Origin of the sequence: Acetitomaculum ruminis DSM 5522, assembly GCF_900112085.1 — a bacterium.
In the GTDB taxonomy this organism is placed as follows: domain Bacteria; phylum Bacillota; class Clostridia; order Lachnospirales; family Lachnospiraceae; genus Acetitomaculum; species Acetitomaculum ruminis.
The window spans coordinates 20,413-37,661 of record NZ_FOJY01000021.1 but is presented as its reverse complement, the minus strand read 5'-3'; the positions used below and the strand labels follow the sequence as shown (position 1 = coordinate 37,661).

Annotated in this window: 23 protein-coding genes; 3 read left to right on the top strand and 20 right to left on the bottom strand. The window is 35.1% G+C overall.

Features of this window, described 5'->3' with window-relative positions; translation table 11 throughout:
* Window positions 1-77 precede the first annotated feature (77 nt).
* The 19 genes from BM153_RS11815 to BM153_RS11725 all read right to left on the bottom strand — a co-directional run bounded on the left by BM153_RS11815 (window position 78) and on the right by BM153_RS11725 (window position 13,064).
* Entirely contained in the window at window positions 78-371 is a 294-nt protein-coding gene (locus BM153_RS11815; protein WP_092874211.1) for a hypothetical protein, read from the bottom strand.
* Window positions 372-388: 17 nt separating this feature from the next.
* Window positions 389-742, bottom strand: a complete 354-nt coding sequence (locus tag BM153_RS11810) for a hypothetical protein (protein WP_092874209.1) — start codon at window positions 740-742, stop codon at window positions 389-391.
* A 15-nt stretch (window positions 743-757) separates the two neighbouring features.
* The gene (locus tag BM153_RS13765) at window positions 758-895 is read right to left on the bottom strand and encodes a hypothetical protein (RefSeq protein WP_177205672.1); all 138 of its coding nucleotides are present in this window, start codon (window positions 893-895) and stop codon (window positions 758-760) included.
* A gap of 152 nt (window positions 896-1,047) precedes the next feature.
* Entirely contained in the window at window positions 1,048-1,299 is a 252-nt protein-coding gene (gene rpsR, locus BM153_RS11800; RefSeq protein ID WP_092874205.1) for a 30S ribosomal protein S18, read from the bottom strand.
* A 29-nt stretch (window positions 1,300-1,328) separates the two neighbouring features.
* Window positions 1,329-1,781: a single-stranded DNA-binding protein gene (locus tag BM153_RS11795; protein WP_092874202.1), complete on the bottom strand. Its 453-nt coding sequence runs from the start codon at window positions 1,779-1,781 to the stop codon at window positions 1,329-1,331.
* Between the two features lie 34 nt (window positions 1,782-1,815).
* On the bottom strand, window positions 1,816-2,103 hold the full coding sequence (gene rpsF, locus BM153_RS11790) for a 30S ribosomal protein S6 (protein ID WP_092874199.1): 288 nt from the start codon (window positions 2,101-2,103) through the stop codon (window positions 1,816-1,818).
* Window positions 2,104-2,218: 115 nt separating this feature from the next.
* Window positions 2,219-2,422, bottom strand: coding sequence for a DUF951 domain-containing protein (locus BM153_RS11785; RefSeq protein ID WP_092874196.1), 204 nt, complete (start codon window positions 2,420-2,422; stop codon window positions 2,219-2,221).
* A 12-nt stretch (window positions 2,423-2,434) separates the two neighbouring features.
* Window positions 2,435-3,157 (bottom strand): NAD-dependent protein deacylase, encoded by a 723-nt coding sequence (locus BM153_RS11780; RefSeq protein WP_092874194.1) that lies wholly within the window; start codon window positions 3,155-3,157, stop codon window positions 2,435-2,437.
* A 34-nt stretch (window positions 3,158-3,191) separates the two neighbouring features.
* Complete coding sequence (locus tag BM153_RS11775) at window positions 3,192-3,704, bottom strand: Gx transporter family protein (protein WP_092874192.1); 513 nt, start codon at window positions 3,702-3,704, stop codon at window positions 3,192-3,194.
* Window positions 3,705-3,740: 36 nt separating this feature from the next.
* Entirely contained in the window at window positions 3,741-4,133 is a 393-nt protein-coding gene (locus BM153_RS11770) for a NusG domain II-containing protein (protein WP_177205670.1), read from the bottom strand.
* Window positions 4,134-4,311: 178 nt separating this feature from the next.
* Window positions 4,312-5,157: a leucine-rich repeat domain-containing protein gene (locus BM153_RS11765; RefSeq protein ID WP_092874188.1), complete on the bottom strand. Its 846-nt coding sequence runs from the start codon at window positions 5,155-5,157 to the stop codon at window positions 4,312-4,314.
* Between the two features lie 398 nt (window positions 5,158-5,555).
* Window positions 5,556-6,377, bottom strand: coding sequence for an RnfABCDGE type electron transport complex subunit B (locus tag BM153_RS11760; protein WP_092874186.1), 822 nt, complete (start codon window positions 6,375-6,377; stop codon window positions 5,556-5,558).
* Window positions 6,378-6,395: 18 nt separating this feature from the next.
* Window positions 6,396-6,974, bottom strand: a complete 579-nt coding sequence (gene rsxA, locus BM153_RS11755) for an electron transport complex subunit RsxA (protein WP_092874184.1) — start codon at window positions 6,972-6,974, stop codon at window positions 6,396-6,398.
* Entirely contained in the window at window positions 6,975-7,781 is an 807-nt protein-coding gene (gene rsxE / locus BM153_RS11750; protein ID WP_092874182.1) for an electron transport complex subunit RsxE, read from the bottom strand. It lies immediately after the preceding gene.
* A gap of 12 nt (window positions 7,782-7,793) precedes the next feature.
* Window positions 7,794-8,399 carry an RnfABCDGE type electron transport complex subunit G gene (locus tag BM153_RS11745; RefSeq protein ID WP_092874180.1) on the bottom strand — a complete coding sequence of 202 codons (606 nt, stop codon included), beginning with the start codon at window positions 8,397-8,399 and terminating at the stop codon, window positions 7,794-7,796.
* Window positions 8,399-9,346, bottom strand: a complete 948-nt coding sequence (locus tag BM153_RS11740) for an RnfABCDGE type electron transport complex subunit D (RefSeq protein ID WP_092874177.1) — start codon at window positions 9,344-9,346, stop codon at window positions 8,399-8,401. The genes BM153_RS11745 and BM153_RS11740 overlap by 1 nt, the downstream gene beginning before the upstream one ends.
* Window positions 9,347-9,370: 24 nt before the next feature.
* Window positions 9,371-10,714, bottom strand: coding sequence for an electron transport complex subunit RsxC (gene rsxC / locus BM153_RS11735; protein ID WP_092874174.1), 1,344 nt, complete (start codon window positions 10,712-10,714; stop codon window positions 9,371-9,373).
* Between the two features lie 280 nt (window positions 10,715-10,994).
* The gene (locus BM153_RS11730; protein ID WP_092874170.1) at window positions 10,995-12,110 is read right to left on the bottom strand and encodes a GGDEF domain-containing protein; all 1,116 of its coding nucleotides are present in this window, start codon (window positions 12,108-12,110) and stop codon (window positions 10,995-10,997) included.
* A 288-nt stretch (window positions 12,111-12,398) separates the two neighbouring features.
* A complete protein-coding gene (locus BM153_RS11725) occupies window positions 12,399-13,064 on the bottom strand; it encodes a 3'-5' exonuclease (protein ID WP_177205668.1) in 666 nt (221 codons plus the stop codon).
* A gap of 307 nt (window positions 13,065-13,371) precedes the next feature.
* Between BM153_RS11725 and BM153_RS11720 the strand changes: the two genes are divergently transcribed.
* From BM153_RS11720 to BM153_RS11710, 3 genes are all read left to right on the top strand, one after another.
* Entirely contained in the window at window positions 13,372-13,938 is a 567-nt protein-coding gene (locus BM153_RS11720; protein WP_092874164.1) for a chromate transporter, read from the top strand.
* Entirely contained in the window at window positions 13,935-14,513 is a 579-nt protein-coding gene (locus BM153_RS11715; RefSeq protein ID WP_242949145.1) for a chromate transporter, read from the top strand. The genes BM153_RS11720 and BM153_RS11715 overlap by 4 nt, the downstream gene beginning before the upstream one ends.
* 165 nt (window positions 14,514-14,678) lie before the next feature.
* Complete coding sequence (locus tag BM153_RS11710; protein ID WP_092874161.1) at window positions 14,679-16,028, top strand: uracil-xanthine permease family protein; 1,350 nt, start codon at window positions 14,679-14,681, stop codon at window positions 16,026-16,028.
* 110 nt (window positions 16,029-16,138) lie between these two features.
* Here BM153_RS11710 and BM153_RS11705 read toward each other — a convergent pair whose 3' ends face one another.
* Window positions 16,139-17,218, bottom strand: coding sequence for a uroporphyrinogen decarboxylase family protein (locus BM153_RS11705; protein ID WP_092874158.1), 1,080 nt, complete (start codon window positions 17,216-17,218; stop codon window positions 16,139-16,141).
* Window positions 17,219-17,249 lie beyond the last annotated feature (31 nt).

The following is a 17,249-nucleotide window of genomic DNA, read 5'->3' as shown; positions in this document are numbered from 1 at the left end:
AAGGGGCTTTACCCCCTTCTGACACTAGTAAGCTTATACCCCCGCTTAAAGCTTACGCTTTTGAAGCGGGGGATTGCTTACACTGCGTTCAAATCCCCACTAAGCCAAATTTGCAATTTTTCGTCATAAATAGTATATGGATAGGAATCTGGTATATCAATTCTTGAACTATACTTTCTTTTTATAGTTGCTTCTCTTTCAACTTTAAAAATGTTTGGCGTATATTCTTCTACTTGTTGCGTTTTATTTATGTCCACAACTATATCCATCGACGAATTATTTGGTAATCCCTCATATGCCAAAACTATTGATTTGTTTAATCCCAATAATATACATGCACCCATTACTATAAATAATACTTTATTTTTCATAACTAAAACACAACCTCCTAATCTATCATCTTTAGTTTTCCAGAAAATGTAGCCTCAACCACACCATATCCAACATTTTTTATTTCTCCAGTCCAATCAAGTATTCCACCCCACATATGCCCATCTATGTATTCTTCGTAATAAATGCCTCCTGGAATTGACTGTTTATTTGGATATGTTCTTTTAACAGTTTTGGATTTCTTTTTAACCAATGGTAGTTGGAGGTCACTTTCTCCCAAATCTATATTACCAATTTCGACTATACCATTCTCAAAAAATGGGGCTGTTTCTGCAGCCATGCAAACTTTAGAACTTTGAAACAAAATTCCAATAATAACCACAGTCAATAAAAATAATTTTCTCTTTTTCATACATTCACTCCTTTTCTATTCTCCCTCATATAAGATTCCTGTATACCTGGCACTTTTAACTCCGTAATCCAAATCTTCGACAGAATCAAAATAAAGATCCCCTCTAAACCAAAAACCATCAATGCATTCCTCATAGTATACTGACTTTTTCATCTCTTGTTCACTACTGTAATTGATTTTTACAATCTTTGTCCTTTGTTTTGGTGTTTTTGTTTTTTCCCCTAAACACATTTTATGGTCACAAAAAAAGCCCTGTAGCGGTATTTGATACCACCACAAGGCAATTCTTTTAATTTTATTACTGATTACTCAGCTACATATGGCATAAGAGCAACATGACGCGCTCTCTTGATAGCTACTGTAAGTGCTCTCTGATGTTTAGCACAGTTTCCTGTAATTCTTCTAGGAAGAATTTTTCCTCTTTCAGAAATGTATCTTTTAAGTTTGTTTGTATCCTTGTAATCAATCACATTATCTTTTCCACAAAAAACACAAACTTTCTTTCTTCTACGTCCACCTCTTCTTTTCATTGAAGAGTCATTTTTATTATATGGCATTATTTTTTCCTCCTTAACTATAAAGAAGATTAACTGAATGGAAGCTCGTCCATAATTCCACTGTCTATTTTCATAAAGTCGCTTCCGGCTGCCCCTGATGGCTGTGGCATATCTGGCATATCGCCTGATGGTACAGCTGCATTTGAATTGCGGGCTGCTGCATTCTTACTTTCTGCAAATTCAATCTCTTCTGCGATAATCTGGACACTATATACCTTTTGTCCATCTCTATTTGTATAATTATCATTCTGAACCCGGCCAGATAAAAGAATCTTTGTTCCTTGTTTCAAATATCTTTCAACAAATTCTGCCTGTTTACCAAAGCTTGTACAGTTAAAGAAATCTGCATCAGCTTCTCCTTCTCTTTTAAATCTTCTATCTACCGCAATACTAAATCTGGCTATTGTTAAAGGGTTATTTCCTTGAGAATATCTAATTTCAGGATCCCTTGTAAGTCTTCCCATAAGTATTATTTTGTTCATATTTTGTTATCTCGCTTTCTTCTTAAATTAAAGATTAAGCTTCCTGTTTTACGATAAGGTGTCTGATAACGTTATCCATGATACGAACTACTGCTTCTAATTCGTTCGGGCAATTTGAATCACCATCAAATTGTATAAAGTAATAAAAGCCTTCATTCATTTTCTGAATTTCATAAGCGAGTTTTTTCTTTCCCCACTCATCAATGTTTGTAATTTCGCCACCAAAACGTGCGATGTACTCTTTAACTTTTTCTAACGTAGCATTTCTTACGTCATCTTCAGCCTTTGCATTAATAACAAGAGCTAATTCATATTTGTTCATCTGTTTTCCTCCTTTTGGCCTTTGGTCTCCTTGTATTAAAGAGACAAGGAATTAATATATCACGAGGTTATATTTTACCATAAAGAGGATTTTGTTTCAAGAAAAATTTTTATTTTTATTTTCTTACAAAAACATTCACCTTTTGACCGTTTATCTCCCGGATTCCTTTTTCGGCTTTTGTACGGGCTATCATTAACTGGTGTCCGCAGCCTGTACATTTAAGCTTAAAATCCGCTCCTATACGCAATACTTCCCATTCAAAACTGCCACAGGGATGTTTCTTTTTCATTCTTATTGTATCGCCAACCTGTATGTCCATTTCTATCTCCCATCATACCTTAAGCTGTCCAAATATTTCTCCTATCATCCCCTGTACGAAAAGATTAGCCCTGGAATCCATCGGTGTAACAGACTTATTTACAAGAACCAGCTTATTTCCTCTGTAATAATCTATAAGACCTGCCGCCGGATATACCACAAGGGAGGTGCCTCCGATTATTAACATATCGCAATCTGAAATCGCCCTGATTGCACCGCTTACAATGTCATTGTCAAGGCCTTCTTCATACAATACAACATCAGGCTTAATCTTTCCGCCACATTCACAATATGGGATTCCCTCAGAATTTTTTATGTACCATGCATCATAAAATTTGTGGCATTTTTGACAATAATTTCTAAGAACGCTGCCATGAAGTTCATAAACTGTCTTGTTTCCGGCTTTTTGATGAAGACCATCTATATTCTGGGTAACGACTGCCTTTAATTTCCCCTTTTCTTCCAACTTTGCAAGAAAATTATGGGCAGTATTTGGCATTGCATCAAGGCATAGCATCTTATCTTTATAAAAGCGGAAAAATTCTTCCGGTTTTGCCATATAAAATGAGTGACTTATTATGGTTTCCGGTGGATAATCATATTTTTGATTATATAAGCCGTCAACGCTTCTAAAATCAGGTATGCCACTTTCTGTAGATACTCCCGCGCCTCCAAAAAATACTATATTATCTGATTCGTCAATCATTTTTTGAAGTTTCTCAATTTCTGCTGTCATTTATTCTACCTCCTTTAAATCTTTTAACAGGTAATCATTCCTTGTTTAATCCGTAGTTTTTAACTCTTTCTACTACCATTCCCCCGATTATTCCTATAATTGTACCTGTAACAAGACCGGATATTATAAGAAGGGGAAGATAATAAATAAGTCCTGCGGTATTTAAAACCAAAATTGCCATAATTATCTGACCTGTGTTATGTCCGATTCCTCCAAGTACACTTACTCCCATTATTGAAAACTTATCCGTCTTTTTAGCAATCATCATCAAAAGAAAGCTTAATAAACCTCCTGCAAGGCTGTAAAGCATTGCCGCAAGGCTTGTAAAGGTAAGTCCGGTGAGAATTATTCTTATTATACTTAAAATAAAAGCCTCTTTAACTCCCAAAACATACAGGGCTGTTAAAACAACTATATTGGCAAGTCCCAACTTTATCCCGGGTACCCCAAAATTAAAAGGAATCAGACTTTCTATATATGAAAATATAAATGCCAAAGCTATGAGCATTCCTATCAGAGCGTTTTTCTTTGTTTTGTAATCATTCATAATGCTTCTTTATTTAATGGATTTCCTTTCTGTGTTTTATGATGCAACCACATCTGCTGCATCTTTTTCATCTGTATTTTCTATAGTAACGGTCACTTTATTAGGAAGGCAAGTTATTACCTGGTGATTTTTACTGATTTTCCCTTCGTGAACACAAATCTTATCAGGACAGGATGCTTCCGAAATATATGCCTTTTTATCCTTTATTTTAACAATATTATAATTTCCGTCTTTAAGCTCTATTTTTACTTCAGTATCCTCATCAAGAGGAAGCTTTTTATAAATATCCCCGTTTATCCTGATAACAGCATAGGCCTTGCCTACGGAAGTTTTATTTTCGTAGATTTTTTGAAATGCAAAGGCTCCTATAGCCAGTATTGCGATTATAAGTATCAGATAAATATCTGACTTTTTGATATTTTTTTTCAATAAATTCCTCTCCCAAATATTATTTTTAATAATTCACACAAAAATATGATATCAATATCTATTTTTCAAGTCAATATAATAGCACATGAGAAAAAAACATTTGTATATTGATACAGACCATGGTCAATTATCTCTAATACAAATGTTTTTTATTATATATAATCCCTATTTTTAACAATTAAATGTATCTGCTTTTTAGCTGATGTTTTTGACAATATTTATCTACCTTTGAACCTTCTTTACAAACAATGGTACAATCCTTATTTGCTATCCATTCTCCCATATACAAAGGGTCATGGGTAAATATTAATTCCTTTAATCTTCCACAACCGTGAAAAGCCCATTTTTCGACTTTTTTTACACTTTTGGGAAGAGTAACTTTTTTTAACTCCATGCATTTAAAAAAAGCTGATTCTCCTATGACTTCCAGACCTTCAGGCAAGGTTTCAAATTTTATTTTGCTGTTATAAAAAGCCTCTTTTCCAATTCCCACTACGGAATCAGGCAATATAAAATCCTCCAGCTCCTTACATTTATAAAAGGCCCTGTCTTTAATAAGCTTTATCCCTTCAGGCAAAATCACCTTTTTTAAGCTTAAACAGCTTTCAAAGGTCTCTTCTTCAATGCTTTTTAAACCACTGTCCAATGCATATTCAATTTCCCTTAAATGCCTGCAATTATAAAAGGCTTTTTTTTCGATGTTTTTTACGGAATATGGTATCTTTATTGAAACAAATCTTTGATTTCCCGCAAATGCTGATTCTTTAATTACATTTACTGTGGAAGGTAAATCAATACCTCTTCTAATTTTGCAGTTTTCAAATGCACTTTTTCCGATAACTTTTAAGCTTTCGGGAAGTTTTACATATTCTAATTTGTAATTCCCCTTGCATGCACCATCTGCAATATAATAGAAACGATCCGGAATTTCTAATTCATGAACTCTCCCTAAGCTCTTTGGAATAGTTTTAAAGGTATTCTGGCCCTTCTGGATGCTATCCCAGGTCTTTTCATCAAATAACATTTTTCCTCCTAAGCTATGAACACAAATTAAAAGAAACCACCAAATCACCTTTTCTTTAATTGTGCTATTAATATTAATCTTATCCCTGATTACGATTCTTTTCCCTGTCAATTATTATAACATATGCTAAAATAAATATCTACTCTTTATCTATGTTTTTGAGTATTTTTACCTTCTTTCTGTCATGGAATTATTAGATAAATATATCTATGATTAAAATAATTATCGATTTCATAGAAATTTATTAAACTTTTCTGTTCAATTTCCTTATTTTTCTCACTTTTTTAAGAGTTATTTTTATATGTTCTTATCAACATTGCAAAAAAAGAAATGGTCAGCTAAGCCAACCATTCCTTTTAAAAAATATTAATATTAAAGTGGTATGCTAAATGCCATTTTTATTCTGCTACTTTAAGTCCATCATTTGGTACGTGAATAATCTTTTGAGGACACTTCTCAGCACATTTTCCACATCCGATACATTTTTCCTGATCGATGTGAGCTATATTGTTTTCAACTGAAATAGCATCACTTTCACATACTTTTACGCAGGCCTTACAAGCAATACATCCAACATCACAGCCTTCTTTGACTGCTTTACCTTTATCTTTTGAACTACACTGAACTGCATAGGATGCTTTAACTGTGAATAACTCAATAAGTGCATTAGGACAAACCTTTGCACATTTTCCACATCCTGCACATTTGTCACGGTCGATATTGGCAACACCGCCTACGATACTGATAGCATCAAAGTCACATTCTTTAATACAACTTCCAAGTCCAATACAACCAAATGAACATTTCTTTCCACCTTTACCAGGTGTAACTGCAGCTGTTCTACAATCCTGAAGTCCATAGTAATCAAAATTTCTAACTACTTTATCACAGGTTCCTGAACACTTAACATAAGCTGCTTTTTTATCTGCACTTCCTGCTTCTACTCCCATGATGGCAGCAATTTTTGCTGCTACGTCAGCTCCACCTACAGGGCATCCATTTACAGGAGCAGCTCCGTTTGCAATTGCCTTCGCCATGGCATCACAACCTGCATAACCACAAGCACCACAATTATTACCAGGAAGGCATTCTCTAACATCTATTTCTTTTTGATCAACTTCTACCTTAAATTTCATTCCGATAAAGCCAAGGAGAAGTCCGATTATAAGTCCTGTAATACCAACCACAAGGCCTACTGTTACAACACCCATTACATCCATTATAATTTCTCCTTTCTTTTAACGAAGCATTCCTGAAAATCCCATGAATGCTATCGCCATTAATCCGGCAGTTACGAGAACTATTGGAGTTCCCTGGAATGATTTTGTAATATCATTGTTTTCTAACTTCTCACGAATACCTGCCATAAGAACAATAGCAATGATGTATCCGATACCTGTACCAAATCCGGCAACAACACTTTGAATGAAATTGTAGCTATTTTGTACATTTGTAAGTGCTACACCAAGTACGGCACAGTTTGTTGTGATAAGTGGAAGGAATACTCCCAATGCTTCATATAATGAAGGCATTACTTTTTTAAGTATCATTTCAACCATCTGAACCAATGCTGCAATAACAAGGATAAATACGATGGTTTGCATATAAGTCATATCTAAAGGTACAAGAATGAACTGATAGATAAGACTTGCTACAGTTGAAGCAACTGTTATAACGAAAAGTACCGCCATACCCATTCCAAGAGCTGTATCAATCTTTTTGGATACACCAATGAATGCACAGATACCAAGGAACTGACTAAGTACAACATTGCTTACTAAAGCTGTAGAAATAAGAATAATAAATAATCCTGCCATTTAGTCCACCTTCTTTCCGGCATCATCTTCTTTTGCCTTAGCTGCAGCTTTTACTGCTGCTTTTGCTTTCTTTTCTTCTTCTGCCTGTTTTTCAATCATTTTTCTGTACTCTAATACTTTTGCATGATTGTCAGCACAATCTGAATCAAAACATCTTTCGCAATTGCCACCGCATGCAATGTTTGGTCCGCCACCTTCTACATTTGTAGCACATGGAAGCTGTAATTTATTTTGAACAGCTGCTAAAAGTGCAACAACAAAGAATGCTCCAGGAGCAAGAATGAAGATTGCAAGTGGTACATATGAATCTGGAAGAATCTGGATTCCGAATACGCAACCGCTTCCAAGAATTTCTCTTACGATAGCTATTGCTACAAGACCTACTGTAAATCCAAGTCCCATACCGATACCGTCAAATATTGAAGGGATGATGCCATTCTTTGATGCATATGACTCTGCACGTCCAAGAATGATACAGTTAACAACGATCAATGGAATATAAATTCCAAGAGCTTCATAAATACTAGGTACATATGCCTGAAGTAAGAACTGAACTAATGTAACGAATGATGCAACTACTACGATGAATGCAGGCATTCTGACTCCATTAGGTATAACTTTTCTTAATAATGATATAACAAGGTTTGATAAGGTAAGAACCACTGTTGTGGATAATCCCATACCAATACCATTCATAGCTGCTGTTGTTACAGCAAGGGTAGGACACATTCCCAGCATAAGAATAAATATAGGATTTTCTTTAACGAGACCATTTATCAAACGCTCGCCTGGTGTATTTGGTTTCATTTGTATTCCTCCTTACTGTACAAGATTTTTAACATAGTAGAGAGCAGCATTTACACCACCGGTTACGCAGGTAGAAGTTATAGTAGCACCTGAAATAGCATCTATTTCATCATCTGCTGATGCTCCTGCTTTTGTAACTTTGAATCCGTCAACTGCTTTTCCTACATACTGGTTTCTAAAAGCTTCTTCTTTACAACGCTGTCCAAGACCAGGAGTTTCTTCACAAGAAAGGATTTCAATTCCTGTAACTTCACCTTCTAATGTAACACCAATTGTAAATCCAACGCTTCCACCATAACCTTTAAGTCCGTTTACAGATAATACATATCCTAAAGCAGTTCCTGAACCGTCTACTGCCTGTTTAACTTCTGTAACTTCACCATTATCAATTCCACCTGATAAGATTTTGGCGTTTACATCATCATAATCCACATCCACATCTTCAAATGTGTCTGCATCTGCATAAACTAATGCATAAGCTTTGTTTGTTGCAGCGATATTAGCCTGTTTGATAGGCTCTTTTGTAATCTGGTAAACTGCTCCAAGTAAGGATCCTGCTACCACAGTGATGATGAGGAGAATAATGGCATCTTTAACTATTGTATTTTTCTCTTTCATTATTTAGCCTCCTTCTCTACACCAAATGCATTTGGAATTGTAAATCTTTCAATAATCGGGATGAAAAGGTTACAGATGATGATTGCATAGGAAACACCTTCTGCTGAACCACCCCAAAGTCTGAAGATTCCTGTGAGTACACCAAGACATACACCATAAATAAGCTGTCCTGATTTGGTAATAGGGCTTGTTACATAATCTGTAGCCATGAAGAAGGCACCGATTACAAGACCACCACCGCAAAGCATTTCAAGAGTATAATTTACATCGAATCCACCAAAGAGGAAAATAAAGATTGCAAAAGTAAGGATGTAGGTTCCCGGTATTCTTATGCTAATTACCTTTCTTGCAAGAAGATAAGCTCCTCCGAGAAGTACAGCGATTACAGATGTTTCTCCAATTGTTCCTGATGTGGTACCAATGAACATTCTTAAAAGATCTACTGAATCTCCTGCTCTCATGGCTGTAAGTGGTGTAGCTGTACTAACTGCATCGATTTCAGCCGGAAAGCTTGTCATATAGGCAGTAAATGAAAGCATCATGAAACATCTTGCACCAAGGGCAGGGTTCATGAAGTTTTGTCCAAGACCGCCATAAAGCTGTTTTACAACAATAATAGAAAATACACTGCCAATAGCTGCAATCCACCAAGGTAATCCTGCAGGCAGATTGACAAATATTATCAAACCTGTTACAGCTGCTGATAAATCAGCAATTGTTATTGGTTTTTTCATGGCTTTTTGCCATACATATTCTGAAAGAACACAAACACCTATACAAACAATAAGTAAAATAATTGCATTTACAAGTAATCCATATCTGTAATTATTATAAAGACCAAAAAGTGTTGCAGGTGCTAATGCTATAAGGACATCCCTCATGATAGAAGTAGTTGAATCTTTGCTTCTTACATGAGGTGCTGATGATACATTTAACATTTTATCCACGGTTTACACCTCTTTCTTAAAAAATTATTTTGCAGAAGCTTTTGCTGCTGCTGCTCTTCTTGCTGCTGCCACTGCACCTCTGGCCTGTTTGAATCCCTGTGTAAGTCTTCTCTTGGCCGGACATACATAAGTACAGCTTCCGCATTCAAAGCATTCCATACCATTTAATTCAACAAATCTATCATAATCGAATTTGTCAGTTGCCTCTGCCATCTTCTGAGGAATCAGATTACTAGGACAGGCATCTACACATCTTCCACATCTAATACAATTTGAAGGCTCATATTTAGCCACTTCATCCACTGTTAATGCTAAAAGTGCTGAAGATGATTTTGTAACTGGTACATCAATATCATATAAAGCAAACCCCATCATAGGACCACCGGAAATAATCTTTTCAGGCTGGGTTTTGAATCCCCCTGCATCCTCTAAAATCTCTTTGTAACTCATTCCGGTTCTAACCTGGTAGTTACCTGTGTTGGCAACTGCATCACCTGTAATTGTAAGAGTTCTAAAGATTGATGGAACTGATTCGCAAACTGCACGGTAAATTGAAATAACCGTATCAACATTTGATACAATACAACCTGCATCAGCCGGAAGCATTTTTGAATAAATCTTTCTTCCTGTTGCAGCATATATAATCATACGCTCTCCACCTTGTGGATACTTTGTTTTTAATTCACAAACATCCACTTTGCTTTCATTTGCGCAGATTTGTTTTAATTTTGCAATAGCCTGTGGCTTGTTTTCCTCAACGCAGATAAGTCCTTTTGCATTTGGGAAAAGCTGCAATAAAATCTTAACTCCAGTTACTAATTTTTCTCCTTCTTCCAACATAAGTCTGTAATCGGAAGTAAGGTAAGGCTCACACTCAGCACCATTAACCAATACATAATCAATGGCATTGCTGTCTTTAGGAGTGATTTTTACGTTAGCAGGGAAGCCTGCGCCACCCATTCCAACTACACCGGCATCTTTTACGATATTTCTAATCGTATCAGCATCCATTTGTGTATAATCTCTCTTTTCGCCGTAGCCTTCTACTGTTTCATATTCATAATCGTTCTTTACAAATACAGACGGAACGATCGCACCGTTAACAGTAAGGTGTGGTTTTACATCCAAAACCTCTCCGGAAACGGAACTGCAAATATTGGCAGAAATGAAGCCGCTCGCCTCTCCAATTCTTTGTCCAACCTTTACTTTGTCGCCTTTTTTAACGACAGGATTTGCCGGTGCCCCAAGATGTTGTGCCATAGGATAAACTAGAATATCCTTAGGATCAATTTTCTTGATAGGCTTGTCCTCAGCAAGTTCCTTCCCTTCGTACGGATGAATACCACCTAAAAACGTGCCTAAACTCATTGTGGTTTCCCTTCTTTCTTTTTTATTTATATGAATCTGGAAATTACCAGATATCATTCTAAAATAATGCCGTGATTACTAACTCTAAGAATAGAATATTTAATAAAATTTAGCAATTTTAAAAATTAACAATATTTTTATTTTTTTATAATGAAATTATTAGTAATTTAATTATGTTAATAAAAAATGCCAAACTTTGCTTATTGCCAAAATACCTTATCAAACAATTGGTAATTTATAACAAAAAGCAAAGATAAATATAAAGATAATTTTTTTAGACTTAGGCCATTCTTTGTCCATTGGCATGGGAATAAATACAATATTCCACGCGGTTTCTTCCGTTGTTTTTAGCTCTGTAAAGGAGCTTATCGGCCATTTCGTAGATTAAATCAAAATTCAGGGTGTTTGTCGGCTCCATAATTACAACACCAATACTTACAGTGACATAACGCTTGTCACTATTGCTGCCGTGTTTAATCTTCAGATTTTCGATGTTCTTTCTCATTTTTTCCGCATAAGCCACTATATCTGCATCTTTGGCACCCTGAAAAAATATAATAAACTCTTCTCCACCAAGTCTCGCAGTAATGTCTGTTGCTCTTTTGGCATTATCTTTTATCACACTGGATACTTTTTTTAGACATTCATCTCCTGCCGGATGTCCAAAAGTGTCATTGTATATCTTAAAATTATCAATATCCATAATCATAAGTGCTACCTTACACTTGTTTCTAACACAGAAAGGCCATATTGTTTTTATACTTTTAGCAAAACCTCTTCTGTTATTAAGCATAGTAAGCGGATCTGTGTAGGCATCTCTTGCTGAATCATCATATCTTCTTTTAACAAAAAGATATTTGATTTTTTTAGTGTAATATACCCTTGAAAAAATACCGCATACTCCAAATACCAATATTGCCTGGGTAAGGTAGGCCTTTGTCTGGGTACCCATAATACAAAGACATAAAAGCCAGAAAACCATATACAAAACATATGAAAAGTACTCAAATGAATTGAAATACGGTGACATGCTTACAATGATAAATGTGGCTGTCAACATAGGAAAATTTATGACAGAATCTGGTGTTATCATGGTAAATGCCATTATAAATGTGATATATAATGTCCAGAAAACATATACATATTTTTTTGCCTTTTTGCTTATATTTATAGCCTTTAATACCCTTTGTGAGTACTTATAGGACAAAAACAAAAACATTTCAAAGATAGCTATTACTGCCATATATTTTAAAATGTAATCAAAAGGACGCTGTCCCCAGAAAACAAATATACTAAACAAAGGCAAAATCACCATAGTAATACAAGATACAATTCTCATATTTCGAATATTTTTTTTCTGTATACGTTTTGGTATCTTATTTTCTAAACTCCTCATTTTTTCGCTCTCCAAATAAATACAAACAGGGAAAAAATTATTATAAATTTCTTCTGTTTTTCCACACTATTTTTTAAAAATAATTGTACAAAAATACTAATTAAGGATTTATATTCTGATTATAAAGCTGCACAATCAAAATATTTCCCAGAAATAATGTTTAGTTAAAATGACGCTTCTTAACAATTTAAGCAAAAATAAAGACAAAACAAACAAAATCATAAATAAATCTCAAATATACTTTTTGTATAAATATACCTTAAAACATTATACTCGCATATTCATACATCATTGTCCCTTTGGCAGTTTGTTTAAGATATCATCTCCCAAAAGACTCCCCAGCGAAAAAGAAAGGCCTTCCTTGTTTTTAAACATATCAATGATGCTTCCAGCCCGTTTTTCAAATTCTTTTTCATCATTAAATAATTTATATAAAGCTGCTGTATTACCGGCATCTGCCAATGCAGAATGTTCTCTTCCGGCAAATTCAATATTCATGCCGCTCATTGCATTAGACAATGAAAGCATGTGCTCTATTCCGATTTTTTCACAAAAAATCTTTTGAAAATCCACCCATTTATCTAAAATCTCCCCAAGTTTTGGATTAGAATATTTTTTCAGTTCACTCTCATGCTTAATCTGTCTGAAATCTGTATCACTCCAGGAGAGAACCGTAGTATCTTCAGCTATCCACTCAAGAAATTCATCCATTACCGTTGAAAAAGAAGCTGCCTCTTTAACCTTTTCGTTTGAAATACCTGTAAATTCTTCTATAAAAGATGTTATCTGTCCATATTCCGGTTTTACAAGTCTTTCGAAGCTGTCACATATGTCAAGATTTTCATCAAGCCTAACTGCACCAATTTCGATGATTTCAAAGACTGAATGCTTCTTTTTCAGGTCATCCTTAAAGGAAGTCCCACAAAACTCAAGGTCGATAATCACCTTGTTCACCTGTTCATCATCCCTCTTTTTATTTACGAATATATATCTTTTATTATATATATAAAGAAAACATTAAATCAAGATTATTTTTTTGTTAATACGATGTTTTATTATACTATAGTTTTTGACGTTATACTATATTTTATGACAAAAATCGTCGATTTTTTTGTTTTTTACGTATATTTTCTACAACTTTATTTTTATTTTTTTAATTTTTATCCTTTCTTCAATAAAGTAAACTTGTACCGCTACACATTTTACTATAAAATGATATGGGTTTTTTACTTACTTACAAAATTGTTAGAAAGGTTTAGCCATGAAAGAATATTTTGATTTATTTTTATGTTTTCTAAAGCTTGGTGCCACAAATTTCGGTGGCGGATATGCCATGCTTCCAATTTTGGTTAAGGAAATTGACGAAAAAAGGCACTGGGCAACTACCCAAGAATTAATGGACTATTTTGCTATAGGTCAGTGCACTCCTGGCACCATTGCCATAAATGTCGCCTCATTTATCGGTTACAAGAGAAAAAAAATTCCGGGAGCCATTTTAGCCTCCGTAGGCTTTGTGACTGTTCCTGTTATTCTTATTATCATAATCGCCTCCCTGCTTTCAAATTTTGCCCAATACAAGCTTGTGCAGGATGCCTTAAGTGGAATAAGAATCTGTGTATGCCTTCTTATTGTAAATTCTGTTATGACTCTCTGGAAAAAATCCATAGTTGATAAAATTACTCTCTTTGTCTACATTTTTATTTTTTCCATATCAGCTTTTTCAGGGTTTTTACCTGTTCATATCTCGCCTGTAATACTGGTTATAGCAGCAGGTATTTTTGGAATTACCAGAACAAACAAATTACCGGAGGAAAAAGATAAAAAATGATTACACTTTTAAGAATATATTTTGAATTTTTTAAGGTTGGATTGTTTTCTATAGGGGGAGGTCTTGCCACTATTCCTTTCCTATATGAATTATCAGCAAATACCGGCTGGTTTTCTGAAGAAGACATCGCCAACATGATTGCCATATCCGAGTCAACTCCCGGAGCTTTAGGGATTAATATGTCCACCTATTCCGGTTTTCTTTCAAGTAAAGCATTAGGGGGTATAGTAGGAACTTTAGGGCTTATAAGTCCATCTGTTATTATAATTATCATAATTGCAAAATTACTCACAAAATTTAAGGATAATGAATATGTGAAAAGCTCCTTTTACGGATTAAGACCGGCTTCAATAGCCATGATCTCCGTGGCAGGTATCAGTCTGGCAAAAATCACCCTTGTTAATTTAAACGAGGCCTTTAATGCCCAAAATATTTTTTCCTTTTTCAATATTCCCGCAATCATCCTTTTGATTTTTTTATTTATTATTTACAAAAAATTTAAACTTCATCCCATTGCATTAATAATAATAGCCGGATTATGCGGTATTGCATACGGTTTTTTATCATGCCTGTAAATTTTTATGAATTTTACTGATTATTAATATTGTATTCACACCTATTTCATATTATAATTTCTTTTGTTGTAATTTATATCCGGGGTTTGAAAAAGTATTATTTAATATGCAGATTCTTTTCTCACCCCATATCTTTTTATTATAATATGAAGGGAGCTTTATTTAATGAATTCAAATGATTCAAATGTAGATGCTTCTAACATCTACCGTCTTGATGGCAAAGTCCCTATAGGAAAGGCTATTCCTTTCGGACTTCAGCACATTCTTGCAATGTTTGTATCCAATGTTACTCCTATTATTCTTTTGGCAGGAGTTGCTATGTACAACGGTGTGGCTTTTGACAATATCACAGCTGCTCACCTTGTACAAAACTGTATGATTATTGCAGGAATAGGAACTTTGATTCAGCTTTACCCACTCTGGAAAATCGGTTCGGGTCTTCCAATTGTTATGGGTATCAGTTTTACTTTTTTAAGTGCATTGATGGTTATTGCACAGGAGGATTACGGCATTGCAGTAGGTGCGATTATCGTGGGCGGTGTTATAGAAGGACTTTTAGGTCTTACCGCTAAATTCTGGGCAAAATTTATTACACCGGTTGTTGCCGGATGTGTCGTTACTTCTATCGGAGTAAGCCTTCTTAATGTAGGTATGAGTTCTTTTGCACAGTCTTCTTCCTATGAAATCGGAAGCTGGCAAAATCTCCTTGTAGGTTTGATTACTATTGTCATTTGTATCCTTACCCAGACTCTTGGAAAAGGATTTATAAAACAGTTAAACCTTCTTGTAGGTCTTTTGGTAGGCTATATTGTATCCATTGCCTTTGGAATGGTTGATTTTGCTTCAATCGGAAATACAATCAACGAATTAGGCTGGATTGCACTTCCACAGATGTTTGCCTACAAACCTGTTTTCAAACTTGGACCTATTATTTCAATCACTCTTGTATTTTTAGTTTCAGCAGTTGAGACAATTGGAGATTCATCTGCCATTTGTAAAGGCGGATTAAAAAGAGATATAAAAAACAATGAAATTTCCGGTTCTGTTGCATGTGATGGTTTCATTTCAGCTATATCCGGTGGAGTTTTTGGATGCTCTCCTATTACAAGTTTTTCACAAAATGTTGGTATTTGTAACATGACAGGTGTTGTAAACCGTTTCACGGTAATGTGTGGTGCAGTTATTATGATTGCTGCCGGACTTTTCCCTGCCATTGGTGCAATACTTACTTCTGTTCCAAACTGTGTTTTAGGCGGATGTACTACCATGCTCTTTGGTTCAATCGCTATAGCAGGTATGAACATGCTTCATGATGCAGGATTTAATCAGAAAAATACAATTATTACAGCTACTTCTCTTTCAATTGGTATCGGTGTTACACAGGTTGACGGATTCTTTAGTCATCTTCCTGCTGCAGTTGGAGATATCTTTGCAGGAAACTCAGTAGCAGGTGTTTTTGTAGTTTCCCTTTTACTTTCACTTATTATTCCTGAATCAGTAAACAAGGAAAACTAATAAAATAAATTTCAAAACAAAAAGGTCTTATACCAATCCATAAGTATAAGACCTTTATTTTTATTTATATCGGGATATTTCTTTTAAAAATCCCCTTTCTCTTTTGAAAATCACTTTCTGCCATAAAGCTTATTATAATATTCCAGTGAATAGTTATAAAGCTCATCATGGGCAATCTCGCCTTGTTTTGGATCTGACATATCTGTCATAATAAATGCCATAACGCGTCCGTTTTCACCAAAGTGATCAACAAAATCTCTGGTAGCTTTTCTTATTTCCTCTTCTCCCCAACCATGCTCAATAGTAAGTGGAAAGGCGAATGTCATCTGTTTTCCGTATTTTGAATGTAATAAATCAGGCTCATTAATAAATAATTGAGGATTCCACATATCAATTCCCATTTCTATCATTTCCGGAACATATTGTATGTTCTTTCCACAGGAATGCAATTCTATGAATTTACCCTGGTCTTTAACGAATTTAAGGAATCTGCTTGTCTCCGGCATGATTTGTTCATCAAACATTTCATTTGAGAAAAATCCGCTTCTTTGTGTTCCCCAGTCATCATGATATAAAACACCATCTACTCTTCCGTAGTACTCAAATATCTTTGAGCAGGATTCAATCTTGTAATCAGCCATTTTTTCAAAGAACTCAGCCAGTAACTCCGGTTCTTCGTAAAATGCCACCAATGATTCATCAAATGGAATCATCTCATGAAGACGTTCAAATAATCCCTCTACACATTCATAAATATGTACTCGATCCGGGTCTAAATTCTGCTGAATTTTAGCTCCATCTGCTTTAAAATCAACCAGTGAAAGATCCGGCCATTCAAGTTCTTCTTTCCAGTTAGCAAAATCTGAAATGGTTCTGGTGCCGGGTTTTGTAATCATTCCTCCAACGGAATCTACCATTTGCCAGTTTACACCCCACCAATCGTATCCATCTTCTTCCGGTACCGGATGCTCCTCCATAGCGTCTGGCCAAATAATATTTGACTCAGTAAAATATGCAGGCATCCAATAAGGCTCTTCCCCCTTTACGCAACGAATATAATTTTCTTTTACACTATAAGGTCTTCCTGTAATAGGCGGTTTAGCCATCTGAAACATAGCCGGCCAGGTTCCTTCTTTCTGCCACCATTTTGAATAGTCACGGTGTGCTGCAGTTTCCATGAATTTACCCATGTATATACCTCCTTATTCAGTTTTCCCTTAA